This window comes from Agrobacterium vitis (assembly GCF_013426735.1).
GTDB classification, from domain to species: Bacteria; Pseudomonadota; Alphaproteobacteria; order Rhizobiales; family Rhizobiaceae; genus Allorhizobium; species Allorhizobium vitis_D.
Genome location: NZ_AP023272.1, coordinates 879,162 through 896,116, shown reverse-complemented (window position 1 = coordinate 896,116; position 16,955 = coordinate 879,162). Strand labels below are relative to the sequence as shown.

Annotated in this window: 12 protein-coding genes; 7 read left to right on the top strand and 5 right to left on the bottom strand. The window is 59.5% G+C overall.

All coding sequences use genetic code 11. The features are described 5' to 3' along the window. Positions 1-63 precede the first annotated feature (63 nt). From H1Y61_RS04075 to H1Y61_RS04055, 5 genes are read left to right on the top strand one after another with little or no spacing between them, the layout of a single operon-like run. The gene (locus tag H1Y61_RS04075) at positions 64-315 is read left to right on the top strand and encodes an acyl carrier protein (protein WP_087730395.1); all 252 of its coding nucleotides are present in this window, start codon (positions 64-66) and stop codon (positions 313-315) included. Then, the gene (locus H1Y61_RS04070) at positions 315-1,514 is read left to right on the top strand and encodes an acyl-CoA dehydrogenase family protein (protein WP_180573777.1); all 1,200 of its coding nucleotides are present in this window, start codon (positions 315-317) and stop codon (positions 1,512-1,514) included. Before H1Y61_RS04075 ends, H1Y61_RS04070 begins: the two co-directional genes overlap by 1 nt. Positions 1,515-1,518: 4 nt before the next feature. After that, entirely contained in the window at positions 1,519-2,427 is a 909-nt protein-coding gene (locus tag H1Y61_RS04065) for an amino acid--[acyl-carrier-protein] ligase (RefSeq protein ID WP_174113028.1), read from the top strand. A 2-nt stretch (positions 2,428-2,429) separates the two neighbouring features. After that, positions 2,430-3,392, top strand: a complete 963-nt coding sequence (locus H1Y61_RS04060) for a DUF1839 family protein (RefSeq protein WP_180573776.1) — start codon at positions 2,430-2,432, stop codon at positions 3,390-3,392. A gap of 54 nt (positions 3,393-3,446) precedes the next feature. Next, positions 3,447-5,894 (top strand): glycoside hydrolase family 2 protein, encoded by a 2,448-nt coding sequence (locus H1Y61_RS04055; RefSeq protein ID WP_180573775.1) that lies wholly within the window; start codon positions 3,447-3,449, stop codon positions 5,892-5,894. Here H1Y61_RS04055 and H1Y61_RS04050 read toward each other — a convergent pair. From H1Y61_RS04050 to H1Y61_RS04035, 4 genes are all read right to left on the bottom strand, one after another. Next, positions 5,874-7,784, bottom strand: coding sequence for an alpha/beta fold hydrolase (locus H1Y61_RS04050; protein WP_180573774.1), 1,911 nt, complete (start codon positions 7,782-7,784; stop codon positions 5,874-5,876). The genes H1Y61_RS04055 and H1Y61_RS04050 overlap by 21 nt on opposite strands. A gap of 158 nt (positions 7,785-7,942) precedes the next feature. Next, positions 7,943-9,463 carry a lipopolysaccharide biosynthesis protein gene (locus H1Y61_RS04045; protein WP_180573773.1) on the bottom strand — a complete coding sequence of 507 codons (1,521 nt, stop codon included), beginning with the start codon at positions 9,461-9,463 and terminating at the stop codon, positions 7,943-7,945. A gap of 54 nt (positions 9,464-9,517) precedes the next feature. Continuing rightward, entirely contained in the window at positions 9,518-10,669 is a 1,152-nt protein-coding gene (locus tag H1Y61_RS04040; protein ID WP_180573772.1) for a GumK N-terminal domain-containing glycosyltransferase, read from the bottom strand. Beyond that, complete coding sequence (locus tag H1Y61_RS04035) at positions 10,666-11,859, bottom strand: glycosyltransferase family 4 protein (protein WP_180573771.1); 1,194 nt, start codon at positions 11,857-11,859, stop codon at positions 10,666-10,668. Before H1Y61_RS04035 ends, H1Y61_RS04040 begins: the two co-directional genes overlap by 4 nt. Before the next feature lie 273 nt (positions 11,860-12,132). Between H1Y61_RS04035 and H1Y61_RS04030 the strand changes: the two genes are divergently transcribed. Together H1Y61_RS04030 and H1Y61_RS04025 are read left to right on the top strand one after the other, a co-directional pair. After that, on the top strand, positions 12,133-14,340 hold the full coding sequence (locus H1Y61_RS04030; RefSeq protein ID WP_180573770.1) for a GumC family protein: 2,208 nt from the start codon (positions 12,133-12,135) through the stop codon (positions 14,338-14,340). Then, a complete protein-coding gene (locus H1Y61_RS04025) occupies positions 14,337-15,647 on the top strand; it encodes a UDP-phosphate alpha N-acetylglucosaminyltransferase (RefSeq protein ID WP_180573769.1) in 1,311 nt (436 codons plus the stop codon). Before H1Y61_RS04030 ends, H1Y61_RS04025 begins: the two co-directional genes overlap by 4 nt. On the opposite strand, the gene H1Y61_RS04020 is transcribed toward H1Y61_RS04025, so the two are convergent. Continuing rightward, entirely contained in the window at positions 15,590-16,627 is a 1,038-nt protein-coding gene (locus tag H1Y61_RS04020; protein WP_235680827.1) for a glycoside hydrolase family 5 protein, read from the bottom strand. The two genes, H1Y61_RS04025 and H1Y61_RS04020, sit on opposite strands and share 58 nt — an antisense overlap. Positions 16,628-16,955: the final 328 nt, after the last annotated feature.

The following is a 16,955-nucleotide window of genomic DNA, read 5'->3' as shown; positions in this document are numbered from 1 at the left end:
AATATTACGATTTCTGATCTATTCCAATTCTCCTGATCAGACAGATTTCCTATGAGGGTTGAGATGAACGAGACCATTCGGACTATTCTGGGCAAAGTCGGTGGCTTACAGGGTGCCGTTACAGAGATCGCGGCAGATGCCGATCTTTATGCACTGGGACTGTCTTCCTTTGCTTCCGTGCAACTGATGCTTGGTATCGAGGAAGCCTTCGACATCGAATTTCCCGACCACTTGCTCAATCGCAAATCCTTTGCCAGCATCGAGGCCATCGAACGCACGGTGCGCCAGATCCTGGAGGATCGGAAGGTCGCCTGATGACCGTTCCGGCCACTCACGCCCTTGAAATATCGCCTCCCCAAGGTGATCTCGCTGCCCGCGCGGCGCGCGTTGCCGCCATTGCGGCACAATATGCCGAGGATGTCGATCTCCAGGGCCGGTTTCCGCGCGAGACCGTAGATGCATTGAAGGCGGAGCGCCTGCTCGGTATTCAGATCCCCGCAGAACTTGGCGGTGAAAATGCCGGATTTGCCGCAATTGCGGAGATCTGCACCACGCTTGGCCAGGCCTGCGCCTCCAGCGCGATGATTTTCGCCATGCATCACATCAAATGTTCCAGCCTCGTGGAACATGCCCAGGACAATGCCTGGCAGCGCAGCTTCATGGCACGGGTCGCTGGTGAGCAATTGCTGCTCGGCTCCGCCACGACTGAAGGCGGCATTGGCGGCAATCTGCGCAATTCCATCTGCGCCATCGAGATCGACGGCGACACCTGCCGACTGGAAAAAGACGCCACGGTGATTTCCTATGGAGCAGAGGCCGATGCGATCCTGATCACCTCGCGCGCTCATAAGGATGCCGCGCCGTCCGACCAGGTGATGACAGTATTTCTCAAGGGCCAATATAGCCTGGAAAAGACAGTGGACTGGGACACGCTCGGCATGCGCGGCACCCGGTCCGATGGCTTCCTGTTCAAGGGCGAAGCGCCGGCCGTCCAGATCCTGCCGAAGCCCTTCGCCGACATTGCCGCCCAATCGATGCTGGCCGCCTCCCATATTCTGTGGAGCGGCGTCTGGTACGGCATTGCTGTCGATGCTGTGGCGAGAGCGCAGAGTTTCGTACGTGCCGCCGCTCGCAAGAGCCAGGGTCAGATGCCGCCAGGTGCCTTGCATCTGGCGCAAGCCGCCAATCAGTTGCAACTGGTCCGCTCCAATGTCGTTGCCGCGCTGAAAGCCTATGAAGAGGCAAAATACGATGGCGACAAGCTGTCGTCCTTCGGTTTTTCGGTGACGATGAACAATGTCAAGATTGCCTCGTCCGAGACGATCATCGACATCATCAACCAGGCCATGCTGATCTGCGGCATCATGGGCTACAAGAATGGCACGCCCTACAGCCTTGGCCGCCACCTGCGCGACGCGCATTCGGCCCGGCTGATGATTTCCAATGACCGTATTCTTGGCAACACCTCCAATATGTTGCTGGTTCATAAACTCGACACACGTCTGCTGGGGTAAGCAAATGGATAGTCAAATCAATTTTCTCGACCGGCTGTTCGAGGCCGGCCTGCTGATCGATACTGGCGTGGACGGGCTTTATGGCCGTAGCGGCCAGTTTGAAGATGTGATCGCCGCTTTCGAGCGGTTGATCGACCGGTTCGGTGGCGCGGATGGCGCCGAAGCTCTGCGCTTTCCGCCAGGCATGAACCGGGCCTATTTCGAGACCAGCGGCTATATGAAAAGCTTTCCGCAACTGGCCGGCACCGTCCACAGCTTCTGCGGCAATGAACTCGACCATGTCAGCCTGCTGAAATGCATGGATGCCGACGAGGACTGGACGAAGGACCAGAAAGCAACGGATATCGTGTTGACGCCCGCCGCCTGCTATCCGCTTTATCCGACCATTGCCAAGCGTGGCCCGATTGCCGCCTCCGGCGCGTTGTTTGACTTGCAATCCTATTGTTTTCGCCACGAACCCTCCACCGATCCGGCCCGCCAGCAGCTGTTTCGCATGCGCGAATATGTCTGCATGGGCTCAGAGAGCCATGTCACCGATTTCCGCCAGACCTGGATGGATCGCGGCCTGAAGATGATGGAAGAGGTGGCATTGCCGGTCGAAATCGACATTGCCAACGATCCCTTCTTCGGGCGGGCTGGCAAGATGCTCGCCAATAACCAGCGCGACCAGAACCTGAAATTCGAATTGCTGATCCCGATCACCTCAGTCGCCAAGCCCACCGCCTGCATGAGCTTCAACTATCATCAGGATGCTTTCGGCAGCAAATGGGGCCTGAATCTGGAAGACGGTTCGGTTGCCCATACCGCCTGCGTCGGCTTTGGTTTGGAGCGGATCGCGCTGGCGCTGTTCCATCATCACGGGCTGGACGTCAAGGCCTGGCCGCAATCGGTGCGCACCGCACTCTGGGGCTGACGATGACCACGGTTCTGCCGCTCGATCCGGCCCGCTATACACCTCATCTGCTGCATTCGGCTGAGCGTATGTGGCCGGAAACCAATTGCTATGTCGATCTGTGGATCGAGGTCCTGTCCGTGCTGGGCCTGCCGCCGGAAGCCATGCTGGGCTTTACCCTGACCCAGGATTTCGAGGGCGACCAGTTCACCTTCTTCAAGGTGCCGCTGGAAGATCTCGAAGCGCTTTACGGCATTCGTGTCACGGAACTGGCAATTTTCGACCGGGCCGAGACGCATGTGGCCCAGCAGATCAGCCGTGGCCGGTTGTGCCTTGTCGAAATGGACAGCTATTTCATGCCCGATACGGCAGGCGTCGGCTATCGCCAGCACCATGGCAAGACCACCGTCGGCATCAACCGGTTGGATCTCGCGAACAGATCGATGGATTATTTCCACAATGGCGGATTTTTCCGGCTGGAAGCTGAGGATTTTGACGGAATTTGGCAATTAGCAACACCGGAGACCGCGCCGTTCCTGCCCTACACCGAATTTGCCAAATTCCCCGAAACCCGGAGGGATGAAACGCATCTGCGCGCCGTTGCCAAGCGGCTTTTCGCCTTTCACTTTGCCCGCCGCCCGAAAGGCAATCCCTTTGCCGGATTTGCAGAAGTGTTTCCGGCCCAGGTGGAAGCCATCGCAGAGCGGCCCTTCGGCTATTTTCATACCTATGCCTTCAACACGCTGCGGCAATTCGGGGCGAATTTCGAGCTTTTGGCCAGCCATCTGAAATGGCTCGCCGCAGACGATCGCTATACGAACGAAATTGCCGAAGCATTGCGGATTTCGGAACTGGCAAAAACGGTTCAGTTCCAACTGGCTCGTGCCGTCACCCGCAAGAAATTCGATCCGCTGAAAGCAGCACTTGACCCCGCCATTGACGCATGGGACAGGCTGATGACGGGGCTTGCCGACAAGAGGGTATAAGGCCAGATCTGGTCATGCAGGCGCCATCTTGCCGTTATGAGGGACGCAGTGCCGATGATCACCTATCTCGATGCCGACATCCGCCCGCTGGAAGCCGGTTGGACCTTGCTGGTCTGCGAGCCAGGCACCTATGACAGCCCGAAAGCATTGCACCGCCCCAGCGCCCGCCTTCAGGCCCCGGTTCCCGGCACCGTCGCCGAGGCGTTGACCAAGGCGGGCCTGTTCGACCCGGATCATCCAAGCCCGCTGCATGGCAAGGACATCTGGTATCTCCGCCCCCTGACCGGCGAACAGCCCGGCCCGGCCGTGCTGCGCTTCGAAGGCTTGGCGACCATTTCCGAGGTCTATTTGAACGACAGGCTGATCCTGCCATCGCAGAGCATGTTCGAGGCCCATGATGTCGATGTGATCCTGACCGGCTCGGACGACGTGTCGATCTGCTTTCGCGCCCTGAGACCCCATCTGGAAAAGCGCGGTCCAAGAGCCCGCTGGCGACCGCAGATGATGAGCGACCAGGGCCTGCGGCTGGTGCGCACAACCGCCCTTGGCCATATGCCCGGCTGGTGCCCTGATATTCATGCGGTCGGGCCGTATCGGCCAATCAGCCTGATCCGCCCGGGCGCAAGCACCATCACCGATCTCGCGCTGCACTCCGATCTGGATGAAGACGGCACCGGCCTGCTTGACTTTGCGTTCCAATTGATAGGCGCGGTATCAACCATATCCGTGACATGCGCAGGCGAGACGCTCGCCCTCAAAGCCGATGCCGACGGCCATGTCGCGGGCCAGCTTCGTCTTCCCACCGTCGTTCCCTGGTGGCCGCGCACCCATGGCGAACCGGTGCTGCATGATATTCGCCTGACGCTGGATGGAAAACCGCATTCGCTTGGCCTCACCGGCTTTCGCCGCATCCGGATCGACCGGGGCGCGGATGGCAAGGATTTCGCGATCTTCGTCAATGGCGTGAAAATCTTCTGCCGCGGTGCCGTCTGGACCAATGCCGACCTGACCCGCCTGCCCGGCACCGCCGAGGATTATGCGCCCTGGCTGAGCATGGCCGTGGATTCCGGCATGAACATGATCCGCATTGGCGGCACCATGACCTATGAAAGTGCTGATTTCTTCAGGCTCTGCGACCGGCTGGGGCTGATGGTCTGGCAGGATATCATGCTGGCCAATTTCGACTATCCCGCTGCCGACGAGGCATTTTCCGACCATATCCGCCGGGAAGTGGGGCAGCTGTTAAGCACCGTACAGGCGTCTCCCTCACTGGCAATCCTGTGCGGCGGCAGCGAAGTCTATCAGCAGGGCGCCATGCTGGGCCTGCCGGAAACCAGCTGGAAAGGCCCTGTCTTCACCAGCCTTCTGCCGCAGCTCTGCGCGCGCTTTGCACCGCATCTGCCCTATGTGGAAAACTCGCCGATGGGTGGCGCAATGCCCTTCAGCCCGGATACCGGCATCACCCATTATTACGGCGTTGGTGCCTATTGCCGCCCGCTTGAGGATGCCCGCCGCGCCCATGTCCGCTTTGCCGCCGAATGCCTGGCCTTTGCCCAGGTCCCCCAGCAACAGACGCTGGACAGGCATTTGTCCGTGTCAGCGGTTCATGATCCCCGCTGGAAGGCGCGTGTACCGCGAGACCGGGGTGCCTCCTGGGATTTCGAGGATATTCGCGATCACTACCTCGCCCTGCTCTACGATGTCGATCCGGCCCGGTTACGCCGGGAAAATCCGGCGCGTTACCTGCATCTGTCGCGAGCGGTGAGCGGAGAGGTGCTGGAGGAAACCTATGCGGAATGGCGACGTCCCGGCTCATCCTGCAATGGCGCGCTGATCTGGACTTTTCAGGACCTGACCATCGGTCCCGGCTGGGGACTGGTGGATGCGACCGGTACGCCGAAACCCGTCTGGTACGCAGTGCGGCGCGCCTTCAACCCCGTCCGCATCACCATGACCGACGAAGGCACCAATGGGCTTGATGTGCATCTTTGCAATGACACGGTGCGGGAACAGACGCTGACTTTGGATCTCACCTGCCTGCGCGACGGTAAACAGCCGGTCGTGGCAGCAAGGCGCGCCGTCACCTTGACGCCGCGCAGCAGCATAACACTGCATGCCACCGATGTGTTCGGAGCGTTTTTCGACACGACCTATGCCTTCCGCTTCGGGCCGCCCGCCCATGACGTCACGGTGGCGACCCTGAGCGAGCCTGCAAGCGGCGAAATCGTCAGCCAGTCCTTTCACTTCCCGCAGGGACGCGCCCAGGCCATGCATGATGCAGAGATCCGCACCACACTCTCGCAGGAAAAAGATGGCTGGTGGCTGATGCTGGAAACAGACCGGCTGGCCCAATCGGTCCATATCGCCCTGGAAGACGGCCGCAGCACCGACGATTTCTTTCATCTGGTGCCCGGTTTTGCCCGCCGGATTAGGCTTCTAATACCGGAGAAACCCAGCGGCGAAATCCTGACTGGCTCTGCCTTACGACGCTTCCGGTTCTGAGACGGGTTCTTTGCCTGCGGATACAGCGGCTTTAATCTGCTGGGCAGGCAATTTCGACGCCTGGACCGCCAGTGCCAGCGCCTTGATTTCCTCGAAATAGCGCTGCTGGGCAGCGGCGGGAGAAAAATTATGATCCGTCTCCGCCAGAATGTCGGTGCGGACATTGGGATAGCGCTCCAGCTTGCGGCCCTGCGGGCCGAAATGCTGATAGAAATGGTCAAGACCAACGTCCTGCTCGCTATAGAGCAGCACCAGCGGTGTTTTTCGCTTTGCCAGAGCGGCAAAGGCGACGCGCACGGCCCGATGTTCCAGCCGGACATCCCGGCTGAAGACCTGGGCGAGGCCAAGGCGGTTCAACACACGACGCACGCCAACCAGAGCGAAATTGCGGGTCGCGTTCTTCACATCCACCTTGCCCCGCCAGAGACGTCGCAAGGTTTGCATCTGAAACAGCCGATGCTTGTAGGTATCGAGCGAACGCGGCACCACGGCTAGCCCGTCTTCCACCCGCCGTCTCTTATCCCAATAGAAGACGAAGGGATTGACCAGGCAGGCTCCGGCAATGCGGTGATCCTTGGTCATGCAGGAAAACCCGAGATAACCACCACTGCACCGTCCGGCCACCACGCTGGGCAGCAGTGAACGCTCTTCGAGAACGGCAAGCGCGGCTTCCACATCGTCATATTGGGTTTCGGCGTAAAGCACCTGATCCGGCAGGCCCGGCACCGGCGGGCTGTCGCCAACATTGGCTCCATCAAAGCGCAGGGAGGCGATACCCTCGCCTGCAAGCTTGCGCGCCATGGCGACACCCGAGCGTCCCCATCCCGCACTGCGGTCATAGGCAGTGTTGAGCAACAGAACGCTTGCGCCACTGCGGGGACCGGTCGGCTCGCACAAAATACCGTAAAGCCGTTTGCCCCGGCCAAACCGAAGGGCTGTCTCGCGAAAATCCCCGCCATCCAGGTGCGCCTGATCTTCGTCCTGTACGGATACTGCTGAAGGATCGATAGCCAACGGACGCTTCTGCTCGCCAAGCGCTGCTGCCCGGCGAACGATCCAGCTGATGACATGTTCAGCCGCTACCATGGGCATTCGGGCTATGGCAGGATTGCCGACCATGGCATCATAGCCGGGATAATCGATGGTCTCGACGCGGGCGCCTTTCGCTTCAATCTGCTTTGCCATTTGCCCGTCACCGGGCCGATCCGCCCGGTTGACGAACAGATGCGGAATGGAGCGATGCGGCTGCACGGCGGAAAAATCAGTTTTCTTCAAGGCCGAGGCCTTTGCCTCCGGCATCACATGTCCGGCAATGGCCGTCATCCCGCTGAGGCGCAAATGTTCGGCCAGACCCAATCCGTCATCGATGACCCGCGCCCAGAACTGCAATTCCCTCAGATAGGCGCGGCCGGAGGCCACGGGCGCCATGGCGACAAATCCCGCCAGTCCCTCGAGTTCAGCGGCCATGCCCACGCCAAGCGACGCGCCCAGCCCGTGTCCCAGCAAAACCACCGGCAGGCCGCCGGTCTTTTGAGCAAGCACGTCAAGGGCCAAGCGTATCGTATCCTGCCAGAGCGACAGGCCAAGACTACGGTCCGGCGGATCCAGCGCATCGCCCGTGCCGGGATAGTCGAAACGCAGACTTGCGATGCCCTCACATGCCAGTTCTTCAGCAATGATGCGAAACAGCTTGTGCGTACACATTTCCTCAAAGCCCCAGGGCTGAAGAAACAGCACCGCGCATTTGCGCACCACACCCTGTTTGGCACCCTCCGCCGGCTGATAGAGCCCGAAGGTGCCAGCAAAGCTGACCGGCTGGGCCACAGCATGCTGGTGCGGCTGAAGCCGCTGGCCAGATGCCGGGCCAACCCGCTCGGTTATCGCTTCCATCAACCTGCCCTTTCCTTGCCCCACGGCACTCTCTCAAAAACGGCTACTGCATAATTCCTTAAATCTCCATGGATTTAAGGTGAAAACTATTGAGCATATATAAAGAACACCAACAGACCATGTTCCAACCGGAAGCATAAGGAACGCTGCAGAGCCCCTCAGCTCCTTCTGGGTGTCGCGGTCAGCAACGTTAAAAACACATTCAAAGGCCCCGCCAGCCGTTTTGGCAAACGGGCAATCAGCCCTGCCATGACCGACACATCCGCCTGCGGCACGGCCCGCAACAGCCGAAGCGCAAGACAATAGACGCTGACGGCACCGATGATCGCAAGGACAAGGCCGCCGATACCCGGCACCACATCCTGCACCGCCAAAGCCGCTGCCGCACAACAGCCAGCGGCTACGGTAACCTTGAAAAGACTGAACCCCAGCGGCGCCAATGACCCTTCGAACCGCATCCAGCGCAGCATCGCCAGGCTCATGGCTGTGAACACCACGATCCGCACGAAAGCCGCACCTTCTCCCCCATAGGAAGGCACAAGCAAAACATCCCCGACCAGCATGATAAACGCACCGCCCAGCCCGACAAACAGTCTTTGGCGGATTTTATCGAGGGCAAACAGATATTGTGTCGCCACCTGACAGGCAACGGCAACCGGCACAGACAGCGCCAGCAGCGTCAGCATCGGCGCGCTCGGGGCAAAGGCATCGCCAAACACCAGCGTGACCAACCGGTGCGACACCGCCGCCAGGCCCAGGCTCATCGGCAGCGTGAAATAGGCCAGGCTTCGCACCACGCTTTCAAACATCGCCACAGGCAACCGTCCGCCGGGCGCGCGGTGCAGATGTTCGGCATAATAAGGCACGAGACTGCCGGACAGCTGAATCGGTACCTGCAAGGCGATATTGGTCAGCGAGAAGGCCACGGAATAATAGCCGACGGTCTCAATGCCCTGATAGCGTTGCAGGAAGAACAGCTCGATCCGGTTCAGGAAGATCGAATCCACCATGAATTCCAGCGAGAGCACGAAGGAGGAGCCAAGCAGGTAACTCAGTCCGATGCCGCAGCTTTTCACCTTGTGGCGTAGTAGGGCGGCGGCGAAGAGAAACTGGGAAATATAGGCCAGAACATAGCCAAACAGCGCACCTGGCACGCCGAACAGCAAGGTACCCGTGATGACACCGACCAGTTGCAGCAGCCCAGCCGTCAAGGTCATACGGAAGAAAATATCCACCCGCTGTTCGCCGATCAGGTAATTCTTGGCAAACATCCCGATAGCCTGCGTGGCAAACAACAGCGCCGTCACCACCAGCACTTCAGGCGCGGTTTCTGCCCAATGCCTGGCCTCCGCCACCCAGAAAAACAGGAAATAGAGGGCCAGCAGCAGCAATGTCGAGCCAACCACCGGCCAGAGCAGATAGGCGGCGAAACCTTTACGGTCGCTTTCGCCATAGCCCTGCCCCTTCAACTGCGGCAGAAGACGCAATAAAAGCACACCGGTGCCAAGTTCGGCCACCAGCGCCGCTGTTGAGGCTAGCCAGACGGAAAAGGCAATGATGCCATTGGCTTCCGGCCCAAGAACCCGTGCCGTGAAGATCGAGCATATGAATCCCGTCGCCAGCAGGGTCAATCCTGCCGCCGCATTGAACGCGGAATTTGCGACTATTCCATTGCTCATTGCTTCACCATGTCCGTGGCGTTCTGCGTGTCCACAAGGCCGCCATCCATTCCGTCACCCCGCAAACAAGACATCGACCGTCTCGTCCCAGCTTAAAACACCATCCGTTGCAATCGTCTGACGATCAAATGCTCCTGCGGCTGAAAACGCCGCGCGGATCGAGGCCGGATCAGCGGGGTCATAGCCCATGACATGACCCCGCCCGATGGCGGCAAAATGCGGCGCGACAATCGGCAGGCGGCAATAGCTATACTGGATCATCTTCAGGCTCGATTGGCTGAGATAATCGGCGCTTGCCCCATCCCGGTAAGGCGCGATGCCGAGATCGGCGAATTTAATGAACGGCACGATCCGCTCGAATGCCTGTTCGCCATGCGCGACGATATTGGGCAGCACCCGGCGCGGCAATGCCTTGGCCCCAAACAGATGAAAGGTCCAATCCGGGTTGGCGGCGGCCATGACATCGATGGCATCGGCATCAAACAGCATGTCGCCAACGCTGACGGCATGCTTGCTGCCTTGGTAGGCACCGCTCTGATAGGGGGGTTGCTTGGCGGCATCGAAAGCCGCCTTATCAATGCCATGCGGCAGGTAAAGCAGCGGCGCATCGGCGGGAAAATCCGCCAGCAGTGCCTGCGCCAACACATGGATGCTATCATAAAGCCCGATGGTCTTTTCAAGCGTCCGGTATACGGCAGGCGGCACGCCGATGGTCGAGAGCCGGTCGGCGGCATGATAGATGATCCGGGCCTTCGGCGCATGCTGGCCAAGCACCGGGGCCAGCAGCGGCGAAGGACCGCTTTCCACCAGAATATGCGTGTAGGAAGACAGCGCGTCGCGAACCGGTTTGGGCAAAAACGCACCGACACGGGAAAACAGCGGATCGGCGAGGCGGTTGAGCCAGGAAAACTTCAGGTTCATGGGATGGAAAAGCTGAAACCAGATGAATTGCCGCAATCCCTCGCTCAAACCCTCCCATTGGTTGAGGCGATGCGTGCGAGCAAAGGCGTAACGCCCGTCCTTCAGCAGCCGGCTGATCGGGCTCAGCCGCCAGACCAGGAAATCCACCCTGTCGCCCCGCGACAGCAGGCTGTGCGCCATGAAATGCAGATCGACCTTGCGCGGCGCATCGGCGAAATGCTGCCCGGTCACGATCAGAACATGACGGCGCGGTTTAATATTACTCATCACCTGGGCATTGCTCATGCCGCAGCCTCTTGCCCGCAGCGATGAATGGCAGGCAGGGCGCGCCGGTAAAGGGCAATGTAACGCTCCGCCACCCCTTCCCAGGAATAGCGGTTGACATCAGCGGCAAGCGCGTGGCGCAGATCGGCACCCTCGGCTTCCAGCCGGGCGAACGCCGTTTCAATCGATGTGGCCGCCCGCGCGGCATCGGCAAAATCGGCAAGCTCAATGCCGGAATGCTGGGCTGCGAGCGCCCGGTAGGCATCGTTTCCATGAAGGACGGGTACCAGACCGGCACTCATTGCCTCCACGGCCACCAGGCCGAAACCTTCATAATCGGATGCCGAGGCAAAGATTGATGCCTTGGACATCAACTCGCCCAGAATGCGATTGTCGGGTTGCAGATGTAGGCCGACATGATCAGCCAGACCATTGGCGTCGATGAGCGCGCTGACATCCTGCGCGGACAGATCCGATGGCGAGCCGGCAATATCGAGCCGCCACTGCGGATCGCGCTTCACCAGCACGGCCATGGCTTGCAACAAATGATCAAGCCGCTTGTTCACCGAGAAACGGCCAATCGTGACGATCCGTTTCACCGGCTGGCGCGAGGCCAGTCCGGAAAACTTGCTGGTATCGACGCCATTTTCAATCAACACCGAATGCCTGGGCTGAATGACCCTAAACAAGGCCAGATCCGAGGCGCTACAGCAGACCACCGACCGATACGCGCTCGCCGACAACCGGGTCAGGCTGCTGAACCACATCCGCTTGATCGCGGCGAATTTACGGGTGTGAAAAAAACCGCCATGCGTGGTGGCGACCATCGGCGCGCCATGCAAAAACCGGCCAAGCGCCAGCGCATCGAAAAAGAAATCCACCCCATGCACATGCACAAGGTCCGCATCGCGGATATGGCGAAAGGCAGAAAACGCCAGCGGATAACGGCTGCTGCCGCGATAGGGGACGCGCACCACTTCGACGCCATCAATCACTTCGCGGGCTGGCAGGGTTTTGCCGGGATCGGAAAACAGCCGGTCGAGCGTCACGACCCGCACCCGGAACCCGCGTTGCAACAGTTCCCGGCTCAGGCTGGAGACCACATCTTCCAATCCACCCCGGCCCGGCGGATATTGCCGCACCACCTGGACGATCAAAGGTGCGGATGAGGATTTATCCTCCCTTACCGCTCGCCTTGCGCCGATGATCATGCCAATACCCCCGGGTTTAAACGGAAAGAACCTCAATTTCCTGATCGTTTGGTTAGAATGCCTTGAAACATTGGTAAAGCAACTTGTGCATAAATGTCCTATCCTTGCACAAACGCGGTAAAGAATCGTGATTAACAGGCCAAATTGTTAGGTATCATTAACCATGGCCTGCCATTTTAGCGGTTCGCCAGCGGACTTTCCGCCTCGGAGCAACGGTATGACAATGCCCTCAGAAGGACAACCGGCTGGAGTTTTCCGGTCCTGGACATGAAAATGGACATCGACATTTTTCAAATCCCCGGGATCTTGCGACGGCGCTGGTATTACCTGGCGTTTTTTGCCGCGCTGTTTGCCGGTCTGGCGCTTCTCTATGCGCTCAGCCTGAAGCCTGTCTATGTATCGTCCACCCAGATCCTGCTCGATCCGCGCGGCCTGTCTGCCACCAGTAGCGACAGCCGACAGCCGACAGCCGCCGTACAAAGCGACCCGGCCAGCCTCGACAGCCAGATCTACGTTGTCCTGTCGAGCGCCGTGCTAGGGGAAGTGGTCAACCGGCTCGACCTGACGAAAGACCCCTATCTCTATGCGGGAAAGCCAAGCAGCGCCATATCCCCCGCTGAGGTCATGGCTGCCACCATCGGCGGGCTGGTCCGGCATGTGAAAGTCGAGCGCGAAGGCCAGTCTTTCATCATGTCGATCACCGTCGAGCACCGCATCGCCAAAACAGCCGCTGACATTGCTAATATGATTGCCACCGTCTACCTGAAACAGCTGGACGAAGCCCGCTCCGATGCAGCGCGCCGGGCCAGCGCCGCCTTCCAGGCCCAGGCCAGTGAATTGCGTGATCGAGTGCTGAAGGCCGAAAGGGCGGTCGAGGAATTCCGCTCCGCCAACGGTCTGGCCAGCACCGGCGTCACCGGACTGGTGATCGACCAGCAATTGGCCGGGCTGAACCAGCAATTGATCGCAGCGCGCGGCGCGGAAGAACAGCAACAGGCCATTTACCAGCAGACCCGCAATCTCACGGTCGCTGCCGTTGAAAACGGCAATATTCCAGAAGCGGTGCAATCCACCACGGTCGGGCTGCTGCGCGACCGCTATGTCCAGCTACAGGACCGCCAGGCCGAAGCCTCAGCCAATCTCGGCGGCAACCATCCGCAGTTGAAGGCGATCAATTCGCAGGTGGCCAGCATGCGCCAGGCGATCCAGCAGGAGCTTGACCGCGTACGCCAGTCGATGAAGCTCAGCTATGACCGGGCGGTTGCCAACCGCAAGGCGCTGGAAACCCAGCTGCAAAGCCTGACGAAAACCAGTTTCGACAGCGGCGCGCGCCAGATCACCCTGCGCCAGCTGGAAAGCGAAGCCGAAGCCATCCGCACCATTTACAAGGCCTTCCTCAACCGCGCCGAGGAACTGAGCCAGGAACAAACGATCTCCATCAACAATTCCCGCGTTATCACCGAGGCCGTGGCGACAGCAAAATCGGTCACGACCCTCAAAGTGATGATCCTTGCCGCCGCCATCCTGTTTGGTCTGGCCTTCGGCAGCACGCTGGCGGTGGTGCTGGAACTCCTGTCACGCAAGGAGATCGACGCCCCTCACCAAGACCGCATCGCGCCCGCCGACGCCGCCCCTCATCCGACCAAAGCTGAAGCGCCATCAGTGCCGCCAGTTGCGCCAGCACGACATATCGCTCTGATTGCTGATGCAACGGAGCCGAAAAAGCGTAGATCCCGCAATCCGTTCAGCTTTATCACCGCCTTTGGCCACCGGCTGGTCTCGCCTCTTGTTCCCGCATCCAACCCGGCAACCGCATCACAACCGGCGGCAGGCGGCGCCTGGTCCCATGCGGTCGCCAGCACAGCCGGTTTTCTGATTGAATGCGGTGAAGGCTATGCTGATCTGACTGTTCTCTTCGTTGCAGCCGGCAGGCCGGTGGCAAGCGCCTTTATTGGCGATGTAGCACAGAAGCTGGTTGATCGGGATCGCGGTGTGCTGCTGGCCAATGGTGCCATGCTGGACCACCGCTTAGCGATCCGCTCGCAGAGAAAAACCAATGCCCGGCCAAGCCTTGCCCAGGCATTGCAGCAGCCCGATCTCGAAGACGCACCTCTCTCGCACATTCTGCGCTACGAGCGTCTCGCCCTGCCCCATAACCAGCCAGCGCGGCCAGCAGCGGGAGCATCGGCCTCCTCCGGTCGCCCGACCTATTCGCGATTTGTCGAGCAAAGCCTTCAGGCGGAAACCGATTTCACATTAATCAATGCCTGCGGCGCCGGGATCAATGCCAACAGCACAGGAACCAACGCCAGCGGTGCTGGTGGCGAGCAGCATCTTACTGCCCTTGCCGCCGAGGCCGATGTCATTCTGGTTTTGACCACGGCGCAAGACGAGGCCGCCGCCCTGAATGACCTGCTGACACGGCTGGGCGAAGACGCAGAACGGGTCGTGGGTCGTATCGTGCTCGAGACCGCCGGATGACGGTGACGGCGCAAACCGGGCCGACCGGCACCAGCGACCGATCCCTGACCGAGGATGAGGCGCAACATCAGGCGTTTCTTCCCGAATGGCTCATCTCGGCGATTGCCTCTTTCGCTGTCATCGGCGGGCTGGTGCTCAATCTGTTTCTTTGCTTCGTCAACACCCGGATCATGCCCGTCAGCGACACCCATGTCATGCTGGGGGAAATGACCATGCTGAGCGCTGCCTTTCTGCTGGCGGTCGACCGGCGGCCTGGCCTCTACCTCACCCTGCTGCTGTTCGTCAGCTACATGCTGATGATCTTTGCCTTGCGCGGCGCGCTGGACCCGAAAGCACTGCGTGACATCTTCATCCCGGTCGGGTTCTATTTCATGGGCCGCAGGGTTGCCCATGCCGGGCTGGCGGACCGGCTGGTGATCGCCTGTGGCCTGATCGTGCTCACCGTGGCGCTTTACGAATATCTGGCGCTTGAAAGCTATCTCGATTATTTCAATGTGCTCGGCTATTACATCGCCCGCGGCACCGTGACGCTTCAGGAAAGCTTCGGCCAGACACGGGGTCTGTTCATTTCCGGGCTGCGACCCGAACCGCGAACCCTCCTGCCCTTTCTCGGCCAGCATCGGGTGTCCTCGGTGTTTCTGGAACCGGTCTCAGCCGGCAATTTTGGTGTCATCCTCTATGCCTGGGCGCTGTTTCGACCCGCCATGCCATGGCGGCTGATCGTCATGGCGCTGGCCATGACCAGCATTGTTCTGGCCGATGCACGCTTCGGCTTCTTCACCTGCGTCGCCATTACCCTGCTTATGCCGCTGTACAGGTTCATTCCGAAAACTGTCTGGCTGGTCGCCCCATTCCTGCTGTTGGCCGTGATTGCCGCCTATGGGCTAATCGTCGGCGCCGAAGGCGGTGCCAACGATCTGTCAGGCCGGTTGAAAGTGACGGCAGGCATTCTCAACAGCCTGGATTTCCAGGTGGTTCTCGGCGCAAAGACCACCGATGCCTTTACCGCCGATTCCGGTATTTCCTACACGCTGACCAATTTCGGCCTGTTCGGCTTTGTCGGGCTCTGGGCGGCTTTCGTGCTCTCACCGATGAAAGACCCCAGGGCCTGGGCCTTCCGGGGCATGATGGTGATCTATCTTCTCTTGCTGATGTTGATCAGCAATTCCTTCTATTCGATCAAGACTGCCGCCCTGATGTGGTTCCTGATCGGCACTGCCGATGCGGTAGACTGGAGTAAAATTTTGGCCTATCGGGACCGCAAGGACGGGCAATCCGCAGACGCAGCGGAGAAATCGCGAAGATAAGGGGTCAGGCCGGCCAGTTGCGGCCTGTCACCGGACTTGCCGGGCTGGATGTTGAGCATTTCGGTTTCCGGCCACCAGTCACCGGCCACCCAATAGGCCCAACCGACCCAGCGATCCGGGTTCTTCTCCACCACACCAACCATGTCCTTGATACCCTTGACACAGGGTTCTGCGCCCGGCGCGCCGAATTCGCCGAGATAGCCACGCTTGTCATTCTTGCGCAGCCAATCCGTGAAGGTCTCTATGGCGGCCACCGCGTCGCCTGCCCGGCTGCATTCGTCCTTGGTGCCGGAAAAATCCGCGTCGAAATACTGGTGAACCTCATAGGCATAATTATTGCCGGGGTCCTTCACGCCCAGCATGACCTCGCCATTGGCGCCGCCATAGCCGTCGCTTTGCCAGCTATGGGCACCTGTCCAGGACACGCCCGGCACGAGAATAAGGTTTTTCGCCCCAACTTGACGAATGGCGGCAATGGCGGCATTCGCAGCCGGAAGCCATTGGCTGGCAGGCATATCATAGGGCTCATTCATCAAGCCGAAGACGATGGTCTGGTCATTGGCATAGTGAGCGGCCAGCCGCATCCACAAATCCGCGAAGGCATCGACAGGCACATCCGGACTATTGATCTGCTTTTGATGATAGACCGCGAAATTATGAGGATCAAGCACCACCCGCACATGCGCCGCCTTCAGCTGTGCAACGGCTGTATCAAGTCGTTTCAGCTCGTCAGCGTCGAAAGCACTCTTGAGTTTGGGTTGCAGGCGTTCCCACTTGAAGGGAAGCCTTACAGAATTGAAGCCTTTCTCGGCAAAATAGCCAATGGTCTTGGCACTGGGATAGGTATAGGCCCTGTCCGGGGCGCCGCCAATCTCACCGAATTCCGCGCCAGAAAGATTGACCCCTCGCATGCAGGCCTGACCGGCCCACGCTTGTCCGATGATGACCGGTGCCACCGAAAGCGTGAGAGCCACAGACATGGTTATGGTCCTTTTCAACACGCTCTCACATCTGTCTGTCGTCATCACTGCCATTTGCTTATCCTCGTTTTTCGTTCTGTCACGCAGGCAGCTATTGTGCTGGCAAACAGCGACTGGACTTATTTGCGCTGTCATTCGGCGTCCTACCATAATGTTGCGACACAATGCGGCGCATGAAGACGCAATCGGACCACCTTTTGCCCCGCAAACCCGGCAGTTTCATTCTCATGGCTCTTCGACACTTTTCCTTAAAAGAAAAATAGTTTACTAGATCGGGGCCAAGCCCCCTGAATTGATCGGGATTGACAATGGATTATGCATCATAAAT

What these genes read in the sequence shown, in the direction of transcription:
- H1Y61_RS04060 (WP_180573776.1), top strand. Translation starts at nt 2,430, where the DNA reads ATGACCACGGTTCTGCCGCTCGATCCGGCCCGCTATACACCTCATCTG.
- H1Y61_RS04065 (WP_174113028.1), top strand. Translation starts at nt 1,519, where the DNA reads ATGGATAGTCAAATCAATTTTCTCGACCGGCTGTTCGAGGCCGGCCTG.
- H1Y61_RS04020 (WP_235680827.1), bottom strand. Translation starts at nt 16,627, where the DNA reads ATGTCTGTGGCTCTCACGCTTTCGGTGGCACCGGTCATCATCGGACAA.
- H1Y61_RS04040 (WP_180573772.1), bottom strand. Translation starts at nt 10,669, where the DNA reads ATGAGCAATGCCCAGGTGATGAGTAATATTAAACCGCGCCGTCATGTT.
- H1Y61_RS04075 (WP_087730395.1), top strand. Translation starts at nt 64, where the DNA reads ATGAACGAGACCATTCGGACTATTCTGGGCAAAGTCGGTGGCTTACAG.
- H1Y61_RS04025 (WP_180573769.1), top strand. Translation starts at nt 14,337, where the DNA reads ATGACGGTGACGGCGCAAACCGGGCCGACCGGCACCAGCGACCGATCC.
- H1Y61_RS04070 (WP_180573777.1), top strand. Translation starts at nt 315, where the DNA reads ATGACCGTTCCGGCCACTCACGCCCTTGAAATATCGCCTCCCCAAGGT.
- H1Y61_RS04035 (WP_180573771.1), bottom strand. Translation starts at nt 11,859, where the DNA reads ATGATCATCGGCGCAAGGCGAGCGGTAAGGGAGGATAAATCCTCATCC.
- H1Y61_RS04055 (WP_180573775.1), top strand. Translation starts at nt 3,447, where the DNA reads ATGATCACCTATCTCGATGCCGACATCCGCCCGCTGGAAGCCGGTTGG.
- H1Y61_RS04030 (WP_180573770.1), top strand. Translation starts at nt 12,133, where the DNA reads ATGGACATCGACATTTTTCAAATCCCCGGGATCTTGCGACGGCGCTGG.
- H1Y61_RS04050 (WP_180573774.1), bottom strand. Translation starts at nt 7,784, where the DNA reads ATGGAAGCGATAACCGAGCGGGTTGGCCCGGCATCTGGCCAGCGGCTT.
- H1Y61_RS04045 (WP_180573773.1), bottom strand. Translation starts at nt 9,463, where the DNA reads ATGAGCAATGGAATAGTCGCAAATTCCGCGTTCAATGCGGCGGCAGGA.